The organism is Candidatus Defluviilinea proxima (assembly GCA_016721115.1).
Taxonomy (GTDB): Bacteria; Chloroflexota; Anaerolineae; order Anaerolineales; family Villigracilaceae; genus Defluviilinea; species Defluviilinea proxima.
The window spans coordinates 3,158,815-3,181,798 of record JADKIW010000001.1 but is presented as its reverse complement, the minus strand read 5'-3'; the positions used below and the strand labels follow the sequence as shown (position 1 = coordinate 3,181,798).

At 48.0% G+C, this 22,984-nt stretch carries 25 protein-coding genes; 21 read left to right on the top strand and 4 right to left on the bottom strand.

The genetic code is table 11. From position 1 onward, the window contains the following. The first annotated feature begins 41 nt into the window (after positions 1-41). Genes IPP66_14750 through IPP66_14735 form a run of 4 tightly spaced genes read left to right on the top strand, consistent with a single transcriptional unit; the run spans position 42 to position 8,358 of the window. Complete coding sequence (locus IPP66_14750; GenBank protein ID MBK9926532.1) at positions 42-1,475, top strand: SH3 domain-containing protein; 1,434 nt, start codon at positions 42-44, stop codon at positions 1,473-1,475. Between the two features lie 12 nt (positions 1,476-1,487). Further along, entirely contained in the window at positions 1,488-4,547 is a 3,060-nt protein-coding gene (locus tag IPP66_14745; protein ID MBK9926531.1) for a TIR domain-containing protein, read from the top strand. Next, positions 4,547-5,935, top strand: coding sequence for an SLATT domain-containing protein (locus tag IPP66_14740; GenBank protein MBK9926530.1), 1,389 nt, complete (start codon positions 4,547-4,549; stop codon positions 5,933-5,935). Before IPP66_14745 ends, IPP66_14740 begins: the two co-directional genes overlap by 1 nt. A 59-nt stretch (positions 5,936-5,994) precedes the next feature. Further along, on the top strand, positions 5,995-8,358 hold the full coding sequence (locus tag IPP66_14735) for a DUF4071 domain-containing protein (GenBank protein ID MBK9926529.1): 2,364 nt from the start codon (positions 5,995-5,997) through the stop codon (positions 8,356-8,358). A 27-nt stretch (positions 8,359-8,385) separates the two neighbouring features. Here IPP66_14735 and IPP66_14730 read toward each other — a convergent pair whose 3' ends face one another. Continuing rightward, complete coding sequence (locus tag IPP66_14730) at positions 8,386-8,856, bottom strand: hypothetical protein (protein MBK9926528.1); 471 nt, start codon at positions 8,854-8,856, stop codon at positions 8,386-8,388. A gap of 82 nt (positions 8,857-8,938) precedes the next feature. On the opposite strand from IPP66_14730, the gene IPP66_14725 reads away from it, so the two are divergent. The 13 genes from IPP66_14725 to IPP66_14665 all read left to right on the top strand — a co-directional run bounded on the left by IPP66_14725 (position 8,939) and on the right by IPP66_14665 (position 16,818). Next, the gene (locus IPP66_14725) at positions 8,939-9,532 is read left to right on the top strand and encodes a deoxynucleoside kinase (GenBank protein MBK9926527.1); all 594 of its coding nucleotides are present in this window, start codon (positions 8,939-8,941) and stop codon (positions 9,530-9,532) included. A gap of 52 nt (positions 9,533-9,584) precedes the next feature. Beyond that, positions 9,585-10,481, top strand: coding sequence for a hypothetical protein (locus tag IPP66_14720; protein MBK9926526.1), 897 nt, complete (start codon positions 9,585-9,587; stop codon positions 10,479-10,481). A gap of 12 nt (positions 10,482-10,493) precedes the next feature. Then, positions 10,494-10,946: a VOC family protein gene (locus IPP66_14715; GenBank protein MBK9926525.1), complete on the top strand. Its 453-nt coding sequence runs from the start codon at positions 10,494-10,496 to the stop codon at positions 10,944-10,946. 18 nt (positions 10,947-10,964) lie between these two features. Then, entirely contained in the window at positions 10,965-11,720 is a 756-nt protein-coding gene (locus IPP66_14710) for a dienelactone hydrolase family protein (protein MBK9926524.1), read from the top strand. A 106-nt stretch (positions 11,721-11,826) separates the two neighbouring features. Continuing rightward, complete coding sequence (locus tag IPP66_14705; protein ID MBK9926523.1) at positions 11,827-12,117, top strand: hypothetical protein; 291 nt, start codon at positions 11,827-11,829, stop codon at positions 12,115-12,117. A gap of 69 nt (positions 12,118-12,186) precedes the next feature. Continuing rightward, positions 12,187-12,909, top strand: coding sequence for a DNA/RNA non-specific endonuclease (locus IPP66_14700; GenBank protein MBK9926522.1), 723 nt, complete (start codon positions 12,187-12,189; stop codon positions 12,907-12,909). Between the two features lie 12 nt (positions 12,910-12,921). Next, positions 12,922-13,359 carry an SPOR domain-containing protein gene (locus IPP66_14695; protein MBK9926521.1) on the top strand — a complete coding sequence of 146 codons (438 nt, stop codon included), beginning with the start codon at positions 12,922-12,924 and terminating at the stop codon, positions 13,357-13,359. Positions 13,360-13,375: 16 nt separating this feature from the next. Then, the gene (locus IPP66_14690) at positions 13,376-13,813 is read left to right on the top strand and encodes a DinB family protein (GenBank protein ID MBK9926520.1); all 438 of its coding nucleotides are present in this window, start codon (positions 13,376-13,378) and stop codon (positions 13,811-13,813) included. A gap of 42 nt (positions 13,814-13,855) precedes the next feature. Next, positions 13,856-14,338 (top strand): methylglyoxal synthase, encoded by a 483-nt coding sequence (locus tag IPP66_14685; protein MBK9926519.1) that lies wholly within the window; start codon positions 13,856-13,858, stop codon positions 14,336-14,338. 9 nt (positions 14,339-14,347) lie between these two features. Next, positions 14,348-14,773, top strand: a complete 426-nt coding sequence (locus IPP66_14680; protein ID MBK9926518.1) for a PPOX class F420-dependent oxidoreductase — start codon at positions 14,348-14,350, stop codon at positions 14,771-14,773. A 42-nt stretch (positions 14,774-14,815) separates the two neighbouring features. Then, positions 14,816-15,661 (top strand): pirin family protein, encoded by an 846-nt coding sequence (locus tag IPP66_14675; GenBank protein MBK9926517.1) that lies wholly within the window; start codon positions 14,816-14,818, stop codon positions 15,659-15,661. Between the two features lie 53 nt (positions 15,662-15,714). Continuing rightward, positions 15,715-16,179, top strand: a complete 465-nt coding sequence (locus tag IPP66_14670) for an NUDIX domain-containing protein (GenBank protein MBK9926516.1) — start codon at positions 15,715-15,717, stop codon at positions 16,177-16,179. A 78-nt stretch (positions 16,180-16,257) separates the two neighbouring features. Further along, positions 16,258-16,818, top strand: a complete 561-nt coding sequence (locus IPP66_14665; protein ID MBK9926515.1) for a hypothetical protein — start codon at positions 16,258-16,260, stop codon at positions 16,816-16,818. Here the strand turns inward: IPP66_14665 and IPP66_14660 are convergent. Continuing rightward, the gene (locus IPP66_14660; GenBank protein ID MBK9926514.1) at positions 16,815-17,510 is read right to left on the bottom strand and encodes a methyltransferase domain-containing protein; all 696 of its coding nucleotides are present in this window, start codon (positions 17,508-17,510) and stop codon (positions 16,815-16,817) included. The genes IPP66_14665 and IPP66_14660 overlap by 4 nt on opposite strands. An 88-nt stretch (positions 17,511-17,598) precedes the next feature. Here IPP66_14660 and IPP66_14655 point away from each other — a divergent pair, with 88 nt between their 5' ends. Then, the gene (locus tag IPP66_14655; GenBank protein ID MBK9926513.1) at positions 17,599-18,015 is read left to right on the top strand and encodes a hypothetical protein; all 417 of its coding nucleotides are present in this window, start codon (positions 17,599-17,601) and stop codon (positions 18,013-18,015) included. A 5-nt stretch (positions 18,016-18,020) separates the two neighbouring features. Here the strand turns inward: IPP66_14655 and IPP66_14650 are convergent, their stop codons facing one another. Both IPP66_14650 and IPP66_14645 read right to left on the bottom strand, forming a co-directional pair. Next, positions 18,021-19,442, bottom strand: coding sequence for a hypothetical protein (locus tag IPP66_14650; GenBank protein ID MBK9926512.1), 1,422 nt, complete (start codon positions 19,440-19,442; stop codon positions 18,021-18,023). A gap of 3 nt (positions 19,443-19,445) precedes the next feature. After that, complete coding sequence (locus IPP66_14645) at positions 19,446-20,885, bottom strand: hypothetical protein (GenBank protein ID MBK9926511.1); 1,440 nt, start codon at positions 20,883-20,885, stop codon at positions 19,446-19,448. A 126-nt stretch (positions 20,886-21,011) separates the two neighbouring features. On the opposite strand from IPP66_14645, the gene IPP66_14640 reads away from it, so the two are divergent. From IPP66_14640 to IPP66_14630, 3 genes are all read left to right on the top strand, one after another. Then, positions 21,012-21,488, top strand: coding sequence for a YbaK/EbsC family protein (locus IPP66_14640; GenBank protein ID MBK9926510.1), 477 nt, complete (start codon positions 21,012-21,014; stop codon positions 21,486-21,488). Next, entirely contained in the window at positions 21,485-21,931 is a 447-nt protein-coding gene (locus tag IPP66_14635; protein ID MBK9926509.1) for a protein tyrosine phosphatase family protein, read from the top strand. Before IPP66_14640 ends, IPP66_14635 begins: the two co-directional genes overlap by 4 nt. Positions 21,932-22,019: 88 nt before the next feature. Beyond that, entirely contained in the window at positions 22,020-22,970 is a 951-nt protein-coding gene (locus IPP66_14630) for a prolyl oligopeptidase family serine peptidase (protein MBK9926508.1), read from the top strand. Positions 22,971-22,984 lie beyond the last annotated feature (14 nt).

Below are 22,984 nucleotides of genomic sequence, written 5' to 3'. Positions count from 1 at the left end.
CACTCATAATTCAGTCACCCAACTGTATCAGGAGGTTGTCCATGTTCAAGACGCAGAATCTTTATCAGAATGATGAGAAGTGGAAGAGCACCAAGCTTGGGAATTCATCTGAAACCATCGGCGGGTGGGGCTGTCTACTGACATCCGTCACCATGATGTTGAATGGAATTGGATACAGCGAAACTCCCGAAACCGTCAATGAAAAAATGAAAGCAGCCGGCGGTTTTCAGGGAGCATTTTTTATCCCCAGCGTCCTGCCGTATGTGTGGCCGAATTGTGCGTATCGCGATATGCAGCCTTGCGAAAGCTTCCCCGCTCCCATTGATCAGATCGATGCGGCAGTGGCGGCTGGTAAGCCGGTCATCCTTCAAGTGGACTGGAACAAGCAGGCGGGTATTCAAACTCACTTCGTACTGGTAAAGGAAAAGAAGGGCAACGATTACGTTCTCTATGATCCTTATAAATACGGCGGTGATGGCCCAGATAAGGAAGTATTGCTCACCGCTCGCTATAAATACAACGGCGCAAAAATCGATTCTGAGATCAGTGCGGTTCTATGGTTTGATTCTTACAGCGCTGCGCCACCCGAACCTCCCAAGGTCACCAAAGTGCCGGTGCCTGCTGATAAGTATATACTCTATGCAGTGGAAGATGATCTTGCGTTACGTGCCGATCCGTCTGTTGGCGGATTTCTTTGGAAGCGCTTGGTTATGGGTTCAGAATTGATCTGCTTGGAACCCAAGGCTACTGTAAAAGCTAAACTAGGTGTGAATGGGCAGTGGATCAACGTACAAGACTCCACCGGTACTCAGGGATATGTGGCCGCATGGTATGTTTCAGATAGTAAGAACCCACCTGCTCCTGCAACGACAGGCACGACTCCTGCCGCCCCGAAACCTGCTTCACCCTCGACAACTACTGTTACATCCAAGCCTGCTACTACCTCTACTACTCCCGCCGCAAAGCCCCTTCCCACCGGAGCTTTGTTGTTCATCCCTACTGAAGAACTTGCATTCCGCTCCAAGCCTGAAATCTCACCTGAGAGTTTGATTCGTCGCATTCCTGTGACGGAGCAGTTAGTCTCCATTGAACCCGCTAATTTTGCCATTCCGAAAGTAGGTGTTACTGGTCAATGGCTCAAGGTGCGTGACCAGCAAAACAAGGAAGGTTTCGTCGCCGCCTGGTATGTAAAGTACGCAAGCGGTTCACAACAACCAGCCACAGGGACAACGCCCGCCACCGTACTTCCTACTGGAGGGGTTCTAAAGGTAAAAGCTACCGCTGAAGGGATCGCCCTCCGCAAACAACCGGTGGTGAGTGATGCAAGCCTCATCTATCGCCTGCCATTAGGAACAGTGTTCACGGTTACCGAACCTAACGCAGAAGGAAAAGTTGGCAAGAACGATCAATGGCTTAAGGTCAAAGACCCAAATGGGGCTGAAGGGTATGTAGCGGCCTGGTTCGTAGGAAGATAATACAAAGCACAAATGGCCAACGCAAAGCAAGGCTCACAGGGAAGCGTTTTTATTTCCTATTCCCGCAAAGATAAGGTATTTGTCCAGAAGTTAAACGATGCTCTGGACAATGCCGGTGTTGAAGCTTGGGTAGATTGGGAAGGAATTGAACTCGCATCAGATTGGATGCAGAGGATTACGCATGCCATCCAAACGCACGATGCCTTCATCTTTGTCGTTAGTCCCGATTCTCTTAAATCCAAAGTCTGTGCCGATGAACTTGAACTGGGCATCAAGCTCAACAAAAAACTGATCCCTGTCCTTTATCGCGAACCACAAAAGGGACAGAGCATGCATGAAAAGCTTGCCGCCACCAATTGGGTATACCTGCGAAAAACAGATGACTTTGAAGGAACCATTCCCGGTTTGGTGCAGGCCATCCGAACAGATCTTGAGTGGATCAGCCGCCATACACAATTACTCAACCAGGCCCTTGAATGGGAAGCAAAGAGCAGAAACCATAGTTTCCTTTTGCAAGGCACACAACTGGAAGACGCAGAGAAGTGGATGGCAGATTCTTCTGGCAAGGACAACCGTCAGGTTTTGCCTTTACAAGCAGAATTTATCAGTGCCAGCCGCAAAGCGGCCGACCGCCGTCAACGAATCGTTTTGACCGGCATATCGCTTGCCTTAATCATAAGCTTAGTACTCAGTGTCCTTGCGTTGATCGCTCGTAATGATGCGAAACGTGCACAAAATGTGGCACTTACCAACGAAGCCATTGCAGTCGAAAATCAACATGCCGCCGCAACAGCCAAGGCCGAAGCTGAAACAAACCAAAAAATAGCAGAGGCCAAAAAGAAAGAAGCGGAAGAAAAAACACTAATCGCTAATGCATCAAAGAGCGCCGCACAAGCACAGATCCAACAATCTCGTGGTGGCGAATTAGACACCAGCACTCTGCTTGCGATCGAATCCTATCGGATGCTGGCTGGTTTCCAGGCTGAGAACATCCTACGCAGGAATTCCAGCATCATGGCGATTCCCATTAGACAGATGCACCAAGATGGTCCGATATGGAACATCAATTGGACACCTGATTACGAATACTTTGTAACAGGCAATAATCATGATCCGTCCGATGAAACCGCGAAGAAAGAAGCCTGTGTGTATCGTCAGAGTGACGGCGGAATGCAGTACTGCGTTTCACACAATGACGATGTAAACGATGCGCTTTTCACAAAAGATGGAACGCTGTTGATCACAGCCAGTTCTGACGGAGTTGTCAAGTTCTCAAATTCAACAGACGGAAAACTTGTCAAAGAATTCACCTACTCCGGTGGCATCCTTGACCTTGATATAAGCGACACGTTCCTCGCCATCGCAAGAGAAGACAATTACTTGACCTTGTATAATTTGAGCAGACCAGACCTCAAACCAGTAGATGTAGAACAAATTGATGGTGTGAGAACGGTAAAGTTTTCCCCCAACGGAGAAAATCTTGCGTTTGGCCTGCAAAACGGACAGGTCCGGTTTTGGCAGAAAAAGAGCAACGGTTTCTATAACGGTCCACGTCACGTGCAAAGTTCTTATGCGGTACTGAGCTGGAGTTCTGACAACCAGTGGTTAGTTTCAGGTGGCGGCGATAGCTTTGCGCGCCTTACAAGACGCGATGGCACAGCACAGCACACAATACTGCATCAAGATTGGGTGGAAGGTGTGGCATTCGGCCCTGACCCATCATGGTACGCAACAGCATCCGATGACAATATTGTCCGCGTGATCGACCGGGCTACGGGCAAAGAACGCTTCCGCATGATGCATACTCACTTTGTCCAAAGAGTGATCGTTAGTGCAGATGGCCAGTGGATCGCATCCACTGGGTATGACAAAGTCGTCCGCATCTGGGATTCTGTTTCGGGCACACAACTGCTCGAAATCCCGCTTGAAGCGAACGGAGCCGCCATTTCCTTTAACCAAGATCACTCCCGTATCGTAGTCACAGATGAAATCGGAAACATCGGCATATGGGATATTTCTGCACTCAACAGCCGCTTGGGATATATTGAATTTTCAGAGTTTGTTCGTGAAGCTCGCTTCACCCCATCTGGCAACTTCCTGGTTGTTAATGCAGATGACTACAATGTATGGAGAATCCCCGCAGACCAACCCGGTGGATTAAATAACGATACTGACAGAAAGATCATTCTCACCGCTAAAAGCCTGACCTATAACACTGCGACAAGCCCTGATTCACAATGGGTTGCCGTTGTTGAGCTTGATACAGAAAACGCCACCAAAAATCGTGGCACATTGGTCAGCATTAACGGGGAAACTGTTCATGAACTCGAACATGGAGGCAAGGTCACTGCCGTTGGTTTTACCAGTGACAGCAAACTTGTAGCAACCGCTGGTGGCGTTGATGGTTTGATCGCACTCTGGGATGTTCAAGACGGTACCAAGGAGTTTCATCTTGACAACCAAGAAGGTGTAAATTCCATGGCGTTCAGCACAAAGGGAACCTTTCTGGCCGCTGGTCTTCACGATAGCATCAAGATATGGGACTGGTCAACACAAAAGGAAATCGTCAGCCTTAATCAACCTGGCGATATTGTTGCCATAGCGATCAGTGATGATGGAAAGTTAATGGCGAGTGGAAGTTCAGAAGGAACCATCATTCTTTGGGAAATTGATGGAAGCACCTTCAAACAAAAAGGGCAAGCCATGAGTATCATCGGGCCTGCACGTATGCTGGCATTCAACCCTGAGAGTACCTTGCTGGCCGGTGGCGGCTCTCAAGGTTTTGCTTATCTTTGGGATGTTGCAAAAAACCAAGAGCTTGCTCGCATCTCACACGGAAGCAACCCGGTCACAAGCGTCACTTTTTCCATCGATGGTACACAGTTGTTTACGGTTTCGCGTAAAGTGGTTCGCATCTGGGATGTATCGCGCATCCATCTTGTACCCAACAATGAACTCATCCAATACGCTTGTTCCCATCTCATATCCAACCTTAGCCCAGATGATTGGAATAATTATTTTGCAGACGAAGAGTATCGCAACACCTGTCCCGAACTGACGGAGAGTAAATAATGAAAAAGACTAACAGCACTTCTGATTCGATCATGGAGGAACCTGTCATGGAAACTGAAACACCTCGTACCATACCCATCTTGCAGATCGCATGGGCCCGCTTTTCAGAACTGGATATGAACGCATCCGCCCGCACGAAATCTCACCTGAACAAGCGTATTTGGATAGCAGCATTAGGTGTTCTTGCCACCTTATTTGCCATCTTCGCGCAAATTTTCCCTTATCCACCAGAAGGTGACACATCAGCCATTATTGGCTTAATATTCAGGATTCTTCTTGTGCTTACTCCTCTGATTGGATCAGCCATGGCTGCTTTTACCAAGGCATTCTATGCCAGCGGTGATTGGCTTGTTATGCGCGCTGGTGCAGAGGAAGTTCTCAAAGAAATCTACTTCTTCCGAACGATCCTTCAGGGACAAAAAGATCGCCGCCCCTATTTAGAAAAAAGGCTGATGGAGATACAACGCCAGCTGTATCGTAGCATGGGAGGCGAGCTGGCCCTAAAACCATATACCGGAGAATATCATTCCCGGTATTATCCGGGCGACCCATCGAGCGATTTTGGCTATGAAGATTTAACCGGTGAAGAATATTTCAAATATCGTGTTGAAAACCAACTGGCGTGGCACAGAAGAAAAGTGCGTGTGCACCAGAATGAGCGTATTCGACTACAGGTCTTAATCCTTGCGGCCGGTGTGACAGGTGCCGCCTTGGCTGCCTTTGGTGGGAACCTTAGTATATGGGTTGCGTTAACAGCGTCCTTGACAGCTGCTTTTCTCGGCTGGCAGGAACTCCGTAGTGTTGACATGGTTGTCAAGAATTACAGTAAAGTGATCGTCGAATTATCGGTTATGTACGATCACTGGCTTAACCTCGAACCTGAAGAACGAACAGACGCAGAGTTCTTTCGCATGGTACGTAGCACAGAGGAAGTACTCTGGGCACAAAACATGGAATATATCAAGTCCATGCAGGAGGCGCTGAAGGAAGCTGATCTGGATGAAGAAGCAGGTCTTATCAACCGCGTAATCAAAGAATCGGTGGATTCGGCAAATCGCACAAAACAAGCCATGGCTGATGCCATCGTCGATCAAACAAAGGAAACCCTGCAAGACACAGAAAAGAAAGTTGAAGAGACTGTTAAATCTGCGTTGGGTTCATTGGCCGAGGAAGCATCTTCCGAACTTGTACAGCAAGAATTGGAAGCGATGAGTAAAGCGGCGGTTGAAATGGCTGAGAATGTCGTGGCACGCGTCTCGTCTCTTTCGTCATCGCTGTCTGATATTGCCAAGGAATTTGCTCACATTGATATCGGTCGCGATACTACCAAGGAAGAGCTCAATGCCATCCTTATGCGCTACCCGAAGACCAATGAGGTCAAAGGCTAGCCTCGTTCCTTCGTCTTTTTATCAATATGAAACTGTTCAGATTTCAGAAAGAAGGAAACATGCAACCAGCAACTACTCCCGCAACGGCTCCCGCTGTCGCTGAGAAAAAGGCCGAAGAACAACAGGCCCAGCCCAAACCGGCGGAAGAGCCGAAAAAGACTCCTGAGGTCAAAACCCTTGATCTCGCGTCCAACAAAGATCAAGATGCAGGTGGATTGCTTCGTCCTGAGATGCGTCCGCACGCCTTTGTCATCATGCCTTTTGGGAAGAAAAAAGGAGGCGATGGCTCGCTGTATGACTTCAACGCGATTTACACGCAACTTATCAAGCCGACGCTTGAGATGGCGGGCTTTGAAGCGTTTCGTGCCGACGAGGAAACCACCAGCGGCGATATCCTGACAGATATGTTCCAGGAATTGCTATTGGCTGATCTCTGCATCGTGGATATGAGCATCGACAATGCCAATGTATTCTACGAACTCGGTATCCGCCATTCGTTCCGCAAGCGCGGTATCGTACACATTCAGGCAGGCCGCGCCTATATGCCATTCGATATTTTCAACGTCCGCACGATTCCATATCACATTACCCCTGAAGGCATTCCCGATCCCGCATTTTTGGACAAGGACAAGGCCGCTATCTCGCGCGTTACACGCGATACATGGGCATCAGATGCAGACGCCATTCATAGCCCGGTATTCAACATCTTGACCGGGTTGGCCGAACCCGACCGCAGGTCTCTGCGCACGCCATTGGCGACCGGATTCTGGCGCGAATATAACGAGTGGAGACAACGTGTGACCATTGCACAAAGACAGAAACGCATTGGCGATATTCTCCTTTTGACCGAAGAGATCCGAAATCCCCTCATCAAGGAAGAGGCGATCACCGAAGCTGGTAGAGCCCTGGCCAACATGGGCCGAAATGAACTTGCGCTTGACCAATATCGTAAGGGCTTGGAGGTCAACGCGCGTAATCCGTTCTTCCGACGCGAAGAAGCGTTCCATCTGAATCGCATTGGGCGAGTAGACGAAGCAATCGTAAAGATCGAAAACCTGATTACTGACACACCCAATGATAGCGAAGCCATATCCTATCTCGGCCGCATCTACAAAGAGATGTGGGTTGAATCGTGGAAATGGGTTTCAGACAAAGAAAAACGCCTGCAAACAGCTTTTGATTCATATCACTGGCTTTTACAAGCGATCGATACATATCTCAGGGGATTTCGTATCAACCTCAATCAGTTCTATCCTGGCGTCAATGCGCTTACCCTTTCCACCATGCTTGTGGACCTCGCATCCAGATATGAAGACCCAACCAGCCCTGATCCAGAGATCGGCTGGGTGCGAAGCACACTCGACGAGCTACGTGGATCATTAGTTTTTGCGCTCGAAACCTATATTGACACCAACAGAGCCGATTACTGGACTCTCGTCTCAATGGCCGAATTAAGAGTGCTAACCGCCAAGAACGTTCAGGAAGTAACACGCGCCTATCGCAAAGCGCTTACTGCCTCGCGCAGAAATACTTTCTTCCTGCAATCTTCCCTTGCACAACTGGAAATGCTCCAGTCACTTGAAATGCGTACCGAGTTTGTGCAGGCGGGCATTCAGGTCATCAAAGACGAAATACGACGCATGAAGAAACAGGAAGCTGAAGAAGTTCACGAAATGGATAGAAAAAGCACCAAAGCAGAATCCACTCGCACTCAACACGATGGATATGTCTTCCTGTTCACAGGCTACATGATCGATAACCTAAAGAAGAAGAACAGCAACTTCCCACCTGAGAAAGAAAAAGATATTCAGAAAGCCATTGAAGCGGTCTTGAACAAGTATCAAGCTGGGCCTGATGATCTGGCTGTGACCACGGGCATGGATGCTGGCAGTGAGCTTATCTTCGTTGAACTTTGCGCAGAACGCGGCGTGCCAGTGCAAGCATACTTCCCGGCGCCAGAAGCTCCCTATGTGCGTGACTTTGTCAGCCCGGGCGGTGAACAATGGGTGGAGCGTTTCTACCGTATGCGCAATCATCCTCTCGTGGATGAGTTCTACCAACCCGATCAGGTGGGCCTGCCTAAAGAAGGCGACAACGTACACGAACGCAACAATCGCTGGGCGTTATATTCATCCCTTTCACGCGGCATTGACAAAGTCCGCCTCATCGCACTTTGGGATGGAAAGAACGAGCAATCGAAAGACCTCGATGCGCGTCTCGTCAAGCACATGGTGGACTTGATGCGCGATACCGGCGGCATGGTGGAGCATATCAACTCTGAAAAACTGAATGCCAAAACAAGCAACATTGAAGTTCCTGTAAGGCCGGTACCCGATGCGTTGGTTGAGAAACCACCTGTCTTTACCAAACAGTTGAAAACGACAAAGCGAAAAGCCACCACCAAGAGCAAGAAAAAGAAATAAACAAAAAACAAAAAAACGCCTGCTGAATTAATCAGCAGGCGTCATTACTTCATGGATCTTGTCTTTGGGATAAGGCCACAACTCACCCTTAATCCCTTTAGCCAGATAGAAATCACCGGCACGCACCGTCTCCGCTCCCTCAAGAGCCATAACTGTAACGGTCTGGTCAGGATCGCCATTGACTATATCAGTCATCGGCACAAGCAGGGTGATGGCATTCTTGGCACAATAGCCCGGCCGCGTAAGGATATAACTCTCCTCAAATATCGTTGGATCGATCGGCCAGTAATCATTCGGGGCATTAATTTCACTAACTAAAAAATCCCCTTTCCTCGCAGTCAACGTCGCACCCCAAGGGGTATGCACGTCCATTGTTTGCGGGTCGTCAGGTGATGGAAAGAACGGGATCACACGCCTCTCAACCTTACTCCGGTAAGGTTTAAAATCAAGACGTTCAAGAATCGGATCATCAGATGTAATAACGATAGGATCTGTCATATTTCAATAAAGAAATTTTACCATAGGCAAAACAGAGTCATACATTACAACAACGCATCATACATCGATCATGGAATCATATATGAACAAAATTATTACGATCATCGGCCCCAGCGGCGTGGGAAAAACAGTGCTCGCACAAGCTCTCGCAAAGACAGGGCAATTCAGCACAGCACTTGAACAACATGCCGAGCGTCCCTTTCAAACACTGGCAAAACAAGATTCACGATACATATTCGCAAATCAAATGGACTATCTCCTCTTGCGTGCCGAACAGGAAAAAGGTCTCAGATACACAACACAAAAGATCGGATTGATGGATGGTGGCCTTGATCTGGATTTTCAGGGATTCACACGCCTCTTTCTTAACCGAAACCTGCTCAGCCAAAATGAATTTGATCTATGCCGACGATTTTATCTACTCACCCGCGAACTACTTCCACCGCCTGAACTCATCGTCCGCTTGAGAACGGATGAAGAAACAGTAGCAGGCCGATTGTCCAGAAGGAAGCGCATTAACATCGCAAGCGCAGAAGATACAGCGTTGTTCAACTCTTATTTGGACGAATGGCTTGCGTCTGCATCATCCCAAATATTGGAGCTGGGCGTAACAGACGAATCCATTGAGTACCCGCGAAGTGTTGCGGCGATCATGAATACGATTACAAGCTGGTAATTACAACAAACAGGGGATGTATAATACATTTATCACATCGACAAGGACATCTATGCTTACCGACATTTCCCCGTATGTATATGGAACGACAAGATTGGGCGACGATAAGATCGCATTCTCTGAGCGCGTAAAGATGGCACACGTCGCAATGGATTCAGGCGTATGGTTTCACACCAGTCACGCCTACGGCGATGCATTGAAAGTTTTACGAATCGCATTTGACGAGGAACGAAATAAGGTTCCAAAATTGATCGTAAAAAATGGCTGGAATAATGCAGATGAGTTACGCAATACGATTATCCAACATATCGAAGCTCTTGGTGTTAAAAATCTGGAATTGGGGCAATTGTGCTTAAGCGGTGAACTTGCAGAACAATTTGCGAACGGCGGCAAATGTTATGAAGCCTTCGCCAAAATCAAAGAAGATGGCTTGGTCAATCGTTTTGTCGTTGAAGTATTTCCGTGGACATCGAACACGCCATTGAAAGCGCTACAGGGCGGATACCCAAAAGGCATTGTGGATGGATACATCTTCTACCTCAACCCATTACAACGCTTTGCATCAAATGAACTGTGGGACTTACTGATTGAAAGAAAAGAAACCATTGTTGCCATGCGCACTGTTTCAGGCGGGAATGTTCATACATTACGTGATGTGCCCGGCGCGGCATGGAAACCGTATTTACAGGAACGAGCTGTTGAAGTGGCTCCGATCTTTGAACGCTCCGGTATCAAGAGCTGGACAGAGTTCTGCGTACGTTTTGCTCATAGTTTCCCGCAGGTGTGCGCTACTGTTGGAGCTACAAGTAGCCCCGAAAGGTTCAAGGAATTCATTGATGCGGCAAGAAACATCAAGCCTTTGTCGGAAGATATCATAAAAGAAATTACCACACTTCAATATCGCTGGTCTGACGAATTGGACGTCAAAGCAGAGCCCTGGTCAATATAAGGAGGAGCAGATATGTCTGTGAAGTATGTTCACACCAATCTGGTTGCGGAAGACTGGAAGAAGCTGGCTAAGTTCTACACCGATGTTTTTGGCTGTGTCTTTGTGCCTCCTGAGCGAGATTATCAAGGCGATGCGCTCGATGCTGGGACGGGACTTACAGGCGCGCATATGACGGGCGCTCATTTACGCCTGCCCGGCTATGGCGATAGCGGACCGACGCTTGAGATATATAACTACGAACAATTTGAACCTCGCCCGAAGACCGTGGTTAACCGTCCCGGGTTTGGGCATCTCGCGTTTGAGGTGGACGATGTTCACGAGATGCGCAAACTTGTAGAAGCAAACGGTGGAGGTGCCGTTGGGGAAATCGTCACATTGACGACAAAAGTGGGAAGTAAAGTCACGTGGTGCTACATGACCGACCCCGAAGGGAATATGATCGAGTTGCAATCATGGTCGAAGTAAAACCAAAGGAGTAGAGCGATGTATACAACAGATATGTATGAAGGAATTATCGCAGAAACGGTCACCCACTCCGGCGCGAATGGGGACATGATCAATGCCTATTTTGCGCGCCCTCTCGGGCCGGGGCCGTATCCCGCATTGGTTCTGGCACATCATATGCCGGGCTGGGATGAGTGGTATCGTGAAACTGCTTTCAAGTTTGCCAACCATGGATACGTGACCCTTATGCCGAATCTTTACATCCGTGCGGGACACGGCACGCCAGAAGATGTGGCGGCCAAAGTCCGTGCAGACGGTGGCGTGCCGGACGATCAAGCCGTAGCCGATCTTGCGGGTGCGATGAAATACCTGCGTGGATTGCCTTACGTGAATGGCAAGGTAGGCATCTTTGGCACATGTTCCGGTGGTAGACATGCTTATCTCACAGCATGTCGCGCACCAGGTTTTGATGCAGTTATTGATTGCTGGGGCGGACGTGTTGTGATCCCAGCCGATCAGCTAAATGAGAAGAACCCGGTAGCGCCGATCGATTACACCAAGGACCTGCCCTGCCCGATATTGGGGTTATTTGGAAATGAAGATACCAGTCCGACACCAGAACAAGTGAACGAGCATGAAGAAGCTTTGAAAAAACATGGCAAAGACTATGAGTTCCATCGCTACGATGGCGCTGGGCATGGATTCTTTTATTACATTTATTCCGCTTATCGCAAGGATCAGGCCTTAGATGGGTGGAAAAAGGTTTTTGCATTTTTAGAGAAGAATCTTTCGTAAAAAATTCTTGGACACGGATCATACGGACGAGACGGAATTTTTCCGTGATTTACAGATAAGAATCCGTGGTATCCGTAAAATCCGTGTCCCAAAAGGAAAAGCTGTTATGTGCACAATGATCGTAGAAAAGGTAAAGATCGAGGGAAGCGGCAAAGGGACGAGCGGTTGGTTCAAGTTGGAGGGTGCCAATGTCTCTTACGACCATCCTTTCAATGCTCCGTATGAACATGCGCTCAACATTGACTTCGTCAACGAATCGCAGGGGCCTTCGGCACGTGTCGCTGTGGAATTAAGCGAGGATGCCGCACGTGAGTTGGTGCGGAGCATTTTGTCGGTGTTGGATAAGGCTGAGGCGGGAGGCCATTTGGAGAGTCAACGCTTGAGTGCTGTAAAGTAATTCGGACGGGATCAACTGTCCGTTAAGAAAGAAGCGGTTTCTTTCATCCACAAACAAAAGGAGTAAGCTATGTCGGACTATCAAGGTTTAAATCGCGAGACGAGATATGGAATGCCTGCGGCGGATCAGATCTTGGTCAACCGCTTTTACACCGTTGGATATTCGTATTATTTCAGGCAGGCAAAATGGGCGCTGGAGATCGTTGATCCGGACGATTCAGACGTGGAACGATTCGACAACTTCCGCCCTGATTTGCGATTGCCGGAGTTGTTCAGGGCTGACCTTGCGGATTACGAAGCATCGGGATTTGACCGTGGCCATCTCGTGGCAAGTGCGAACCAAGCGGAAACCGAGATACAAAACAGCGAGACCTTTTTACTTTCGAATATGTCGCCACAGGTGCCGTCTTTCAACCGGGGAATTTGGAAGGAATTGGAAGATGCGGTTAGGAAGTTGGATGCGCAAAAAGAAGTTTTGGAAACCTATGTGATTTGCGGGCCGATCTTTAATTTCGATGTACCGATCGTGACAATACAACCCAAGGGAAATAAAGGCGTTACTTTACCGATCCCACATGGATTCTTTAAATCGATTCTGACTGAGGACAATAAAGGAAGATTGAGCATGTGGACGTTCATGATTCCCAACGAAGCAACGACCAAGCCTCTGAGCGATTTTTTGACAGCAACAAAAAAAGTTGAACGATATGCAGGTTTTACTTTGTGGGAACGACTGGTCGGCAATGATATCGAGAAGGAAAAAACCAAGGTCCGTCCAATGTGGAAGTTGTAAACAATCCATCGTATGAACATTCAAGAACTTGAGAAACGCTTGCAAGAAGAAGGCTGTAATCCTGGCTATTATGCCATCGGCTCACGCGGAGGCGCTTCAGATGCGCACTGCCTGACACACAACGGAAGAGAATGGCAGGTTTATTACACAGAACGCGGTGTGGATAGTGCGCCCGAATTCACATCACCCAGTGAGGAAGAAGCGTGCGAATACTTTTTCAATTTCATGATGAAGTTTCGCCACGACCATTGCATCGGTGTTTTTTTATCCCAATCACTGGCAAATGAATTGCAGGCGAAACTCGAAAGCCACGGATTACGCCCATTTCAAGATAAGATACCCACACCCGTTGTAAAAGAGCCACTGTATCGTGTATGGGTTTCAGGCAAGGAAATATTTACTGTAAAAGAAGTTTTAGGCACAACGCACATAACAGATAAACCAAAATAGAAAAGAGGAACAAACGATGACTGTTGACCGCTCTTTTATTGAACTCAACAACGCATCCCGCGAACGGATGCGGAAACTGGCCGAGGGCTTGACCGATGAGCAAATGCAAACCAAGGTCGGCGAGCACTGGACGGTATCAATCGTGTATGTCCATCTCGCATGGTGGGAAAGGCGTACGCTGGTTGTACTGGATATGACCGAGAAGGCAGGTAAGTTGACTTATCCAGAGCTAGATGTTGTCATCAATGATATATCCCTCCCACTATGGGAGGTTATTCCACCACGCGATGCGGTACGCATTGCACTGGAAAGTGCCGAGGCCGTGGATAAACGTCTCGAGACATATCCTGAGACGCTGTTGGAAGAAGTTCACAATCAATATAGGCGTTGGGTATTCCGTGCAGATCATCGCAACGAGCACTTAGGCGAAGCGGAAACAGCGCTGAAGAAATAACGGATAAAAAATGAGTAAACAAATCGCACAAAAAAGATATTGATGAAACATGACAAGAAAATCGCTCTTGTCGCACATGACAATAAGAAAAAGGACTTGTTGGAATGGGCAAAATACAACAAAACCCTTTTAGCTCATCACGAACTCTACGCCACAGGGACAACAGGGACCGTCCTTCAGCGCGAACTTGGTTTGAAGATCAATCTGCTCCAAAGCGGCCCACTGGGCGGAGATCAACAGATCGGCGCCAAGATCGTCGAGAACGAAATCGACTTCCTCATCTTCTTCTGGGATCCGCTCGAACCCATGCCTCACGACCCTGATGTAAAGGCTCTGCTCCGCATGGCAGTCGTATGGAACATTCCCATGGCTTGCAATCGCACCTCAGCAGATTTCATGATCTCGTCCCCGCTCATGGACGCAGAATATGACAGGCTTGTTGTAGATTATGAGGAATATCGTACACGGGATATAGTGCTGGAAGATGATGAAGTTAAAGATCAAACCAGCGAACCGACTCTATAGAGGCCATCTATGAACATTCCATCCGAGATCAAAGCACTGATCGAATCAGGTTGTCCTGCTCATTTGGTAACCCTGAATCCTGATGGCAGTCCACAAGTAACCCTCGTCTGGGTCGGCGTAGATGGTGAACACCTCGTCACAGCCCATCTTCCCAAAAACCAAAAGGTCAAGAACGTTCTGCGTGATCCGCGAGTCGTTATATCTCTTCAAGCAAACACCAAAAGCAATATGGAGCTTACTGAATATGCCGTGCTGTATGGAGAAGCTCAAGTAGAAGAAGGCGGAGCACCTGAACTCTTACAGAAACTGGCAGAGGTGTACATCAGGCCAGGGGTCAAGTTCCCGCCCATGGAAAATCCTCCACCAGGTTATGTCATAAGGATTCGAGTCGATAAAATTGTAGGCGTTGGCCCATGGACCGGGCGCCCTGTATAGTTGAAATAGTAATATCGCCTCATCCCACCTCATCTACACAACATGAACACTAACCTTAGAACTATCTCCCAAACCATCGAACCACAAACTGCCATTGAGGGCGCGGGCGTGCGTTTGCTCCGCTCTTTCGGGCCCAAGACCAGCAACCTGTTCGACCCCTTCCTGCTCTTCGACCACTTCGCATTCAACGATCCACTCGAAGGCCCCATGCGCGGCTTCCCGTATCATCCACATCGCGGCATCGAAACCGTCACTTACATGCTCGAAGGCTCCACCGCTCACCGCGATAGCCTCGGCAACGAAGGCACCATCGGCCCCGGCGATGTGCAATGGATGAGCGCCGGTCGCGGCATCTTGCACGAAGAGATGCCCCGCCGTGGCCCCAGTGGCAACATCTACGGCTTCCAGCTTTGGGTCAACCTCCCATCGCATCTCAAAATGTCCGAGCCACGCTATCAGGAAGTCAACTCAACCACGATCCCCACGTATGAAAAAGACGGAGTCAAAATCCGCGTTGTCACAGGGACAGTGGAAGGAGTCACCGGCCCTGTCACAGATATCGCCGCCTCGCCTCTTTACATGGACGTTGAGCTTGCTCCGGGTATCGAGTGGCAGTTCCCCATCCCCAGCGGACACACCCTCATCACCTACGTCTTTGAAGGTGAAGGAGTCTTCTCGGGCGAAACCATCGACGCTCCTAAAATGGTCAAATATGCCGATGGCGACCACATCACTGTCAAGACCGAGAATAACACTGTCCGCTTTATGTTGATGGCTGGTGCACCGTTCAAAGAACCCATCGTGCCGTATGGTCCCTTTGTGATGAATACCATCGAAGAAATTCAGCAGACGCTAAAAGAATTACGCAACGGGACGTTTATAAAATAACAAGTAGGGGCAGGTCTGAGACCTGCCCCTACAATTTTTTACGGGAGGTTATCATGACCCAAATCCTCTACGGCGAGCGCATCGCCAAACAAGGCAAGATCCGCCTCGGCTGTTCAGCCGCCATCTTCGATGAACAAGGACGTGTGCTCTTAACCAAACGTCAGGACAACGGTCAATGGTGTTTACCAAGCGGCGGCGTGGAGCCGGGCGAGTCCGTGGCTGAGGGGTGCGAAAGGGAAGTTTTCGAGGAAACAGGCTTGAGTGTAAGAGTGAAGCGTTTCGTCGGCGTGTACAGTCATCCCGATCAACTTGTCATATATCCCGATGGCAACAAAGCCCATATCGTCGCCCTGCATTTCGAAGCAGAGGTGATCGGAGGCGAATTAGGCCTTAGCGATGAAACATCCGATTTTGGGTACTTCACATTGGAAGAGATGGAAACTCTCGATATTATCTTCCGCCACAAAGAACGAATTCACGATACTCTCGCCAACATCGCAGAAGCCTTTATCAAGTGAGACCGTTTACAAAAAAGTATCTCCGTTGAAAATTTGGTGTTCTGCACAATAATACACATCAAACTTACAGGAGAATGTATGCTTACCAAACTTTCCGACACGTTGAGAAAATATGTGAACGGCTGGCTCGTTCTTTTATTTCTTGCGGGTGAAATGATCTTCAACGCGGTGATCCTGCCGGGTCAGCAGGCAAAGATCGAAGCGGGCTCTGGTGGTTTCGGCCCCATCGACCTGCAACTTTTTTATACGCCCGAAAAAATATATGGAATGATCGAGGCTTATAGCCCTGAATTGCGCATGTCGTATCGCACGTTTGAAATGACAGGCGACATTATTTACCCCATTGTCTACACGCTCTTCTTTTCGCTCGCAATCACCTGGCTTTTCCAACGCGGATTTGCATCCAATAGCAAGATGCAAAAATACAACGTTCTTCCATTCGGGGCCTGGCTGTTCGATCTGCTTGAAAACATCTGCATTGTGATCATGTTGACTATTTATCCATCTACACCGTCTGCGCTTGCATGGATTTCAGCAGTCTTTACGTTGGTCAAATGGTCGTTTGCTGGGATAACAGTTATATTATTGTTAATAGGCCTTGCCATGGCGATCAAGAACGGCTTCAAAAAACAAGCCTAAACTTTCAACCACCATACCCCTGTACATTCAGGTAGAACCACCCAGTTATTTTTCTTGACCTTATCGCCCAATTCATCGCCAAAGAAAAAACGGGACAGTTCTTCAGCTTCTTCAATGGATTCGAACTTGTAATCGGTTCGAATCCATTTGTTTTGGAATCCTGCTTCGCCAAGCCATGGATAGTACTCTTTGAGATGATCCAACTGAATCGGCTCTTCATTCCCCGTGCCCAACGATTCAAACAGGACGATATAGCTGTCTCGCCTCAAAACACGTTTCATTTCGCCCAACCATTTTTCCAACTCAACACGCCAAGTCTCAGGATTCCACACATAGAGATATGCCACGCTCCAGCCAGAGACAACAAGGTCGGCAGAATGATCGGCAATTGGCAGTTGACGATGGTCTGCCACATCCACCTTCCAATTGGACAGTCCACTGGCGACCAGTCTTTCACGACAAACACGCAACATCTCAGCCGAAGCATCGAACGCTCGCATAGACTTGGCACGCGGTGCCAGCATGAGAGTAAGACGCCCAGTCCCTGCGCCGAGATCGAGAATATCCAAGCTATCAGGGTTAATGATCTCTTGCAACGTCTTCATGATATTCCCTTGATGGTCTTCACGCGAGATCAAAGCCTCATAGCGGTCGCCATCGGTTTGATAGATCTTTCTTTGTCGGTCAGACATAACTCTCCAAAAAATAGTTCCTGAGAATGGAGTAAATAGAATTTCAATGTGATAGATTATAAGGCATTCCAAATACATGGAGAACACGATGAGCGATCTACCCGAAACTCAATTTGATTTCTGGCTCGGCGAATGGGATGTGTTCTGGGGCGAAGACGGTAGAGGCACAAACCACATCCTGCGAATCATGAACGACAAGATCATTCAAGAGAACTTCTCCGCACCCGAACTGAAAGGCATGAGTGTCTCTTCTTATGATGCTGAACGCGGACTCTGGTGCCAGACGTGGGTGGATAACAGCGGTACGTATCTCGACTTTACAGGAAAATTCGAAGACGAAAAGATGGTCCTTTCGCGAGATACTATTATCAAAGGGCAGGCTTGCAAACAGCGGATGATCTGGCACAACATACAAGCGAACGAGCTTGATTGGAATTGGGAACGCTCCGATGATGGTGGTATAACATGGCGCGTGCTGTGGCAGATCAAATATAAACGCCGATAAGCGGGCTACCCATCATTCAAATCATGCGAAGTGTTTCTCACCCGCATGTAAAGTGATAGGCCAAAAATATATAAAATAATCAAAGACTGCATAATTGCATCAAAAGCAGTCCGCCCCGCCCCTTTTGGTAATAGACCTGCATAGGGATAAAAAAGAGCAAATAGAACCACAGATGCCATAACAAGGGTAAATGGAAGGCGGGGCAAATCCCGGTACACAATTCGCACCAAAACAAATGTGATGATAAATAACAAGGGCAGTGTTAACCAACCATTCACGTTAACCAGATCCAACCCTAACAACGCTAGAAATTGCGAAGAAAAGATCGCGGCCAAAAGCAATAGTTTCCATGGGACCACATTCACTCCGCATATCAGCATGGTAAACACAAAAACTACCATGAGAAGCATGATTGCACGTGGTGCATACCGCGTCAATTGAAGAGCATAGTCATGGTCGAGGTCAGGCGTGTAACCCGGTGCAAATCGAATTCCCAATTCGGGAGAAAGGATTGCCCTGTCAATTGTCCATGTAAGGCGATATCCTTTCTCAGTATTTACGCTTGCAAACTTTATAGCGCTCGTCTCAGGGAGTGTAGACGCAAACAAATTACGGGTGTCAGTGTTGACACTGAAGAAAAAGTCCTGCACAACATCTTTCGACCGTATTTTATGCACATACCCCCCCATACCTTGTGTGTGATAAGAGATCGCCACGTCCATGCTTTGATGAGGTTGCATTTCACGCTCCCAAGTGATCTCCGAGCCAGCCAGTTCCTTGGAAGAACCCAGATCAACTCCGTTTATTGTTACAAGCAGGTTTCTATAGTTTTGTGAAAGTTTAATGGGATAGGAAAAGTGTGCAGTAGTCGTCATGTCAGACTGATTGACAATCTTATATTGATATACGACATCGGCTTCGTAGGTATTCAAATACGGACTCGTCAAACGAAGGTCAACAACGCCATTAAAGCCAGTAATCGTCTCCTGTTCGATATTCTCAGTAATCATGTTATTAACATAAAATGTTTTTCCGTCTGGGCCAGGCACTTGCTGAATCTCTTCATGGCTATAGGTATGTACAACAGTTAAATTATCCTGCACAATAAAGTCCCCCCAATTTTTTTGCGCCGTCTGCACTTCCTTTAGGTATTCATCCCCTTGCGCAAGAGATTGAACAGCAGGCGAATACATGCGATAACTGCTGTTCAAAAGAAAATAGAATACACCCGTAACGCCGATAAGCATCACGCCCTGCAAAAACGCCGAAAGCAGAGTACGCCCGAACGACCAACCCAAAGCTTTATTCTTTCGAAGGCGAATAAACGTCACACTGCCAAGGAGCACTGCGGCGACACAGACCAACAGGCTGGCGGCCGGTTCCAGCAAAAACCATGCCGCCAGCAGTGTACGCATTCCCGTAAACATGCGCTACACTTTTCCAGGTTGTTCTGCGGATTTATATCCCATCACATATAAAGACAGCCCGGCAATATACGAAATCATGCCAACCTGAACAAAAGCATGAAAAGCATTTTGTTGGGAAACATCCGTCAGTAAGCCAGAGAGGGGATAGATAGTGGTGAAGAATAAAATTAACCCATATACGGATAAGCGCATCTCTCGCGTGGGCAGTTTACGGAACAGTAAATAAGAAAGGAACAAAGTTAGAAGCGCACCTACAACCAAAGATTCCCAAAAACCAAGGAAATAGTCGCTGATGGCCGCCATTAACAGGAACTGCATCGAGTAAACTGCCGATAAAAGGGACAAATCAAGGAAACGGACGGTCGTTCCCCAGATCAACATAGTGAGAGCCAGCATTGCGCCGAGCAATGTCAAAGCATAAGGAGACACAACAAGCACGCGTAGTACCTGAGCACCCGGCTGTTCCGGCGGCATCAAAGAAACACCCATGCCTGCCACAGTAATGGCACGATCCAGTTTCCATGTTAAGATCGAACCACGTCGATCAGCGGTTGGCTTGATCTCAGTAGGAGTAATCACTCCGTCTGGATAATTCACCAAGGAAATGGGCAGACGATCCACAGTAAGAGTCAGTATAAAATCTTTGATCTCTCGTTGGACAGGAATTTGATAATAGAAATAATCCATACCGCGGGAAGAGTAGGTAATAATAATTTCACTCTTCTGTCCAGGCTTCATCTGGGTTCTCCAAGAGACAAGGTCATTGGCCACTCGAAGCTTCGAGCTCATATCAACATCATCCATGGAAATGATAAAGTCTTCGAACAATGTTTGGCCATTCGAAAGTGGGAAAGTGAAATCTGCATCAGTTAAAACATTAGAGTCGTTTACAACCTGATATACAAGTTTTACTCCAAGAGTATACCCACTATACAGGGCATATCCCTTTTCCCGCTCACTTAATTTCATATCGACATCGCCCGCAAAACCTATAATGCTATTTTGAGGAACATCCTTGCGAACCAGCACAGTTTTATAGACTGGAGGGTCATCAGGGTTTTCACGAGGTTGTTCTTGTTGTTCTTCAACCTCGATTGAGTGATTGACTGTCAGCTCGACCTGTCTGTGGGGTCTTCCCCAAATCGTGAAGGCACTGGAACGACTTACATCACTTAAACTCCCATGAGTAGAATAGAATGATGCAACATTGTCGTTCAAGATGATACGGAACGCCCACATTAACCCTACAAACATGATCGCACCGATCAAGGCACGGGTGCAAATTTCAAGAAACCGCCTCAACCAGGGCCAAAATGAAATATTGTCTTCTTTGTAGTCTCTGAAGGCAGAGCCAAATAGAACAATGGCCGTAATCAGCATTAACAAGCCCACCATAGGTTCGACATTGACCCAATTTGTCAGATGATTAAACAGTTCCAGCATGATGACCTCCAGCTTTATATAGTTTATTTGCGAACAGTTTATCTTGAAGGGAATAACGGGGCATGTTTACAGTTTGTTCCCACCATTTTCCCTATGATAGGTGTACGATGTAATATAATTTAGCCCATGCCAACACTCTCCCCCTCCGCACAAAAGATACAGGACCTGCTCAGTTCGCTTGGATACAACTACACCGTGATCGAACATGTCGAATCCACGCGCACGGCGTTGGAAGCGGCAGAACGCGCGGGATGTGAACTCGGTCAGATCGTGAAGTCGTTGATCTTCAAAGGGAAGCAATCGGGTAAGCCGATCCTTGTACTGACCAGCGGCGCGAATCGCGTGGACGAGAAACGCATCCGCGAGTATGCAGGAGAAGGCATCGGGAAGGCAGATGCCGATTTTGTAAGAGCAGTTACCGGTTACGCCATTGGAGGCGTGCCGCCCGTAGGGCATGTCCAAAAAATGGAAACATATCTCGACGAGGATTTCCTCCAGTATGAGACCATCTGGGCGGCGGCTGGAACTCCCAACGCCATCTTCGAATTGAAGACATCTGACTTGCAAAAGATGACGGATGGAAAGGTGGTGATGGTGAAATGAAAGATATTTACAATTACTTGTATTACAACGAGAAATTATCAAGCAGTGGTATGCCAACACCTGACCAATTGAAGTCGGTAGCAGAGGCAGGTGTGCAAGTGGTCATCAATCTGGCGACGTCGAAATCAGAAGGTGCCATGCCAAACGAAGGTGAATTGGTGAACGGCTTGGGAATGGAATACGTCCACATCCCTGTGGAATGGGATAAACCAACACATGATGATCTGGATGCATTCTTGAAGGCAATGGACGAGCACAAAGGGAAAAGCATCCTTGTACACTGTCAGGCAAATTATAGGGCATCAGGATTTGTAGCCTTATATCGAGTTTTGAAATTAGGTTGGGAAAGAGATGAGGCATTTCAGGGCATGCAAAAAATATGGAGCCCAGATGAATACCCAGCCTGGGATATATTGATCGAAGAAAAACTGCCGCCTGAATGAGCGGCAGTTTTTTACTGTGAGTTTACATCCACATAAAACCGATCTAACAAGGTTCAAATACAATTTCCTCCATTCACAAGGAGCGAAAATGACTATTACTCAAAGACTATTTATAGTTACAGGTATTCTCGTACTCACAACGCTGGCATGCGCACGGACAAACTCTAGCGCCACGCCAGTATCACCGACACCAAATCTTTCAACAGGCGAAACCTCCCATTCATTGACACATAGCGGATTAGAACGGAGCTACATTCTGTATGTACCTGCATCTGTGAATTGGAATCAGCCTGTACCGCTCGTATTCGTCTTTCACGGCGGGACGGGCAACGCTAAGAGTGCGATCATAATGAGTGGGTTCAACGAAGTTGCAGACGCCAACGGATTTCTCGTTGTCTATCCAAACGGAACGGGTCCGCTAGACGACGACAAACTTCTGACATGGAATGCGGGTGCTTGTTGTGGGTTTGCACAGAGAAACAATATAGACGATGTCGGCTTTGTGCGTGCGATTGCAGATGAAATCCAATCCATGACAAATATTGACCCTAACCAAATTTATGCAACAGGCATGTCGAACGGAGGGATGTTGTCGCAGCGGCTGGCATGCGAAGCATCTGACCTATTTGCGGCAGTCGCGCCTGTGGCAGGGACGCTCAACGCTTCGTCGTGCAATCCAACAGAACACATCTCGATTATCGAGTTTCACGGCACAGACGATCAACATGTCCCTTATGAGGGAGGCAAAGGCCCCGAATCGCTTGTGGATGTCAGCTTTGCGTCAGTGAAGGACTCGGTAGAATTCTGGTCTTCGTTTGATGGATGCAACTCCCAGCCACAGACCGAGTCGGTAGAGGATATCCAGCATGAAACGTGGACCGGATGCGCCGGGTCTACATCTGTAGAACTGTACACGATCATCGGCGGTGGACACTCCTGGCCCGGCGGTCGAGGAGGCTGGCCCGGGTCAGATCAGCCTACGCAAACGATCTCGGCCTCCGAATTGATCTGGAAGTTTTTTGCCGCACATCCAAAATAATAAACTGTCTCATG

What these genes read in the sequence shown, in the direction of transcription:
- IPP66_14750 (MBK9926532.1), top strand. Translation starts at nt 42, where the DNA reads ATGTTCAAGACGCAGAATCTTTATCAGAATGATGAGAAGTGGAAGAGC.
- IPP66_14745 (MBK9926531.1), top strand. Translation starts at nt 1,488, where the DNA reads ATGGCCAACGCAAAGCAAGGCTCACAGGGAAGCGTTTTTATTTCCTAT.
- IPP66_14740 (MBK9926530.1), top strand. Translation starts at nt 4,547, where the DNA reads ATGAAAAAGACTAACAGCACTTCTGATTCGATCATGGAGGAACCTGTC.
- IPP66_14735 (MBK9926529.1), top strand. Translation starts at nt 5,995, where the DNA reads ATGCAACCAGCAACTACTCCCGCAACGGCTCCCGCTGTCGCTGAGAAA.
- IPP66_14730 (MBK9926528.1), bottom strand. Translation starts at nt 8,856, where the DNA reads ATGACAGATCCTATCGTTATTACATCTGATGATCCGATTCTTGAACGT.
- IPP66_14725 (MBK9926527.1), top strand. Translation starts at nt 8,939, where the DNA reads ATGAACAAAATTATTACGATCATCGGCCCCAGCGGCGTGGGAAAAACA.
- IPP66_14720 (MBK9926526.1), top strand. Translation starts at nt 9,585, where the DNA reads ATGCTTACCGACATTTCCCCGTATGTATATGGAACGACAAGATTGGGC.
- IPP66_14715 (MBK9926525.1), top strand. Translation starts at nt 10,494, where the DNA reads ATGTCTGTGAAGTATGTTCACACCAATCTGGTTGCGGAAGACTGGAAG.
- IPP66_14710 (MBK9926524.1), top strand. Translation starts at nt 10,965, where the DNA reads ATGTATACAACAGATATGTATGAAGGAATTATCGCAGAAACGGTCACC.
- IPP66_14705 (MBK9926523.1), top strand. Translation starts at nt 11,827, where the DNA reads ATGTGCACAATGATCGTAGAAAAGGTAAAGATCGAGGGAAGCGGCAAA.
- IPP66_14700 (MBK9926522.1), top strand. Translation starts at nt 12,187, where the DNA reads ATGTCGGACTATCAAGGTTTAAATCGCGAGACGAGATATGGAATGCCT.
- IPP66_14695 (MBK9926521.1), top strand. Translation starts at nt 12,922, where the DNA reads ATGAACATTCAAGAACTTGAGAAACGCTTGCAAGAAGAAGGCTGTAAT.
- IPP66_14690 (MBK9926520.1), top strand. Translation starts at nt 13,376, where the DNA reads ATGACTGTTGACCGCTCTTTTATTGAACTCAACAACGCATCCCGCGAA.
- IPP66_14685 (MBK9926519.1), top strand. Translation starts at nt 13,856, where the DNA reads ATGAAACATGACAAGAAAATCGCTCTTGTCGCACATGACAATAAGAAA.
- IPP66_14680 (MBK9926518.1), top strand. Translation starts at nt 14,348, where the DNA reads ATGAACATTCCATCCGAGATCAAAGCACTGATCGAATCAGGTTGTCCT.
- IPP66_14675 (MBK9926517.1), top strand. Translation starts at nt 14,816, where the DNA reads ATGAACACTAACCTTAGAACTATCTCCCAAACCATCGAACCACAAACT.
- IPP66_14670 (MBK9926516.1), top strand. Translation starts at nt 15,715, where the DNA reads ATGACCCAAATCCTCTACGGCGAGCGCATCGCCAAACAAGGCAAGATC.
- IPP66_14665 (MBK9926515.1), top strand. Translation starts at nt 16,258, where the DNA reads ATGCTTACCAAACTTTCCGACACGTTGAGAAAATATGTGAACGGCTGG.
- IPP66_14660 (MBK9926514.1), bottom strand. Translation starts at nt 17,510, where the DNA reads ATGTCTGACCGACAAAGAAAGATCTATCAAACCGATGGCGACCGCTAT.
- IPP66_14655 (MBK9926513.1), top strand. Translation starts at nt 17,599, where the DNA reads ATGAGCGATCTACCCGAAACTCAATTTGATTTCTGGCTCGGCGAATGG.
- IPP66_14650 (MBK9926512.1), bottom strand. Translation starts at nt 19,442, where the DNA reads ATGTTTACGGGAATGCGTACACTGCTGGCGGCATGGTTTTTGCTGGAA.
- IPP66_14645 (MBK9926511.1), bottom strand. Translation starts at nt 20,885, where the DNA reads ATGCTGGAACTGTTTAATCATCTGACAAATTGGGTCAATGTCGAACCT.
- IPP66_14640 (MBK9926510.1), top strand. Translation starts at nt 21,012, where the DNA reads ATGCCAACACTCTCCCCCTCCGCACAAAAGATACAGGACCTGCTCAGT.
- IPP66_14635 (MBK9926509.1), top strand. Translation starts at nt 21,485, where the DNA reads ATGAAAGATATTTACAATTACTTGTATTACAACGAGAAATTATCAAGC.
- IPP66_14630 (MBK9926508.1), top strand. Translation starts at nt 22,020, where the DNA reads ATGACTATTACTCAAAGACTATTTATAGTTACAGGTATTCTCGTACTC.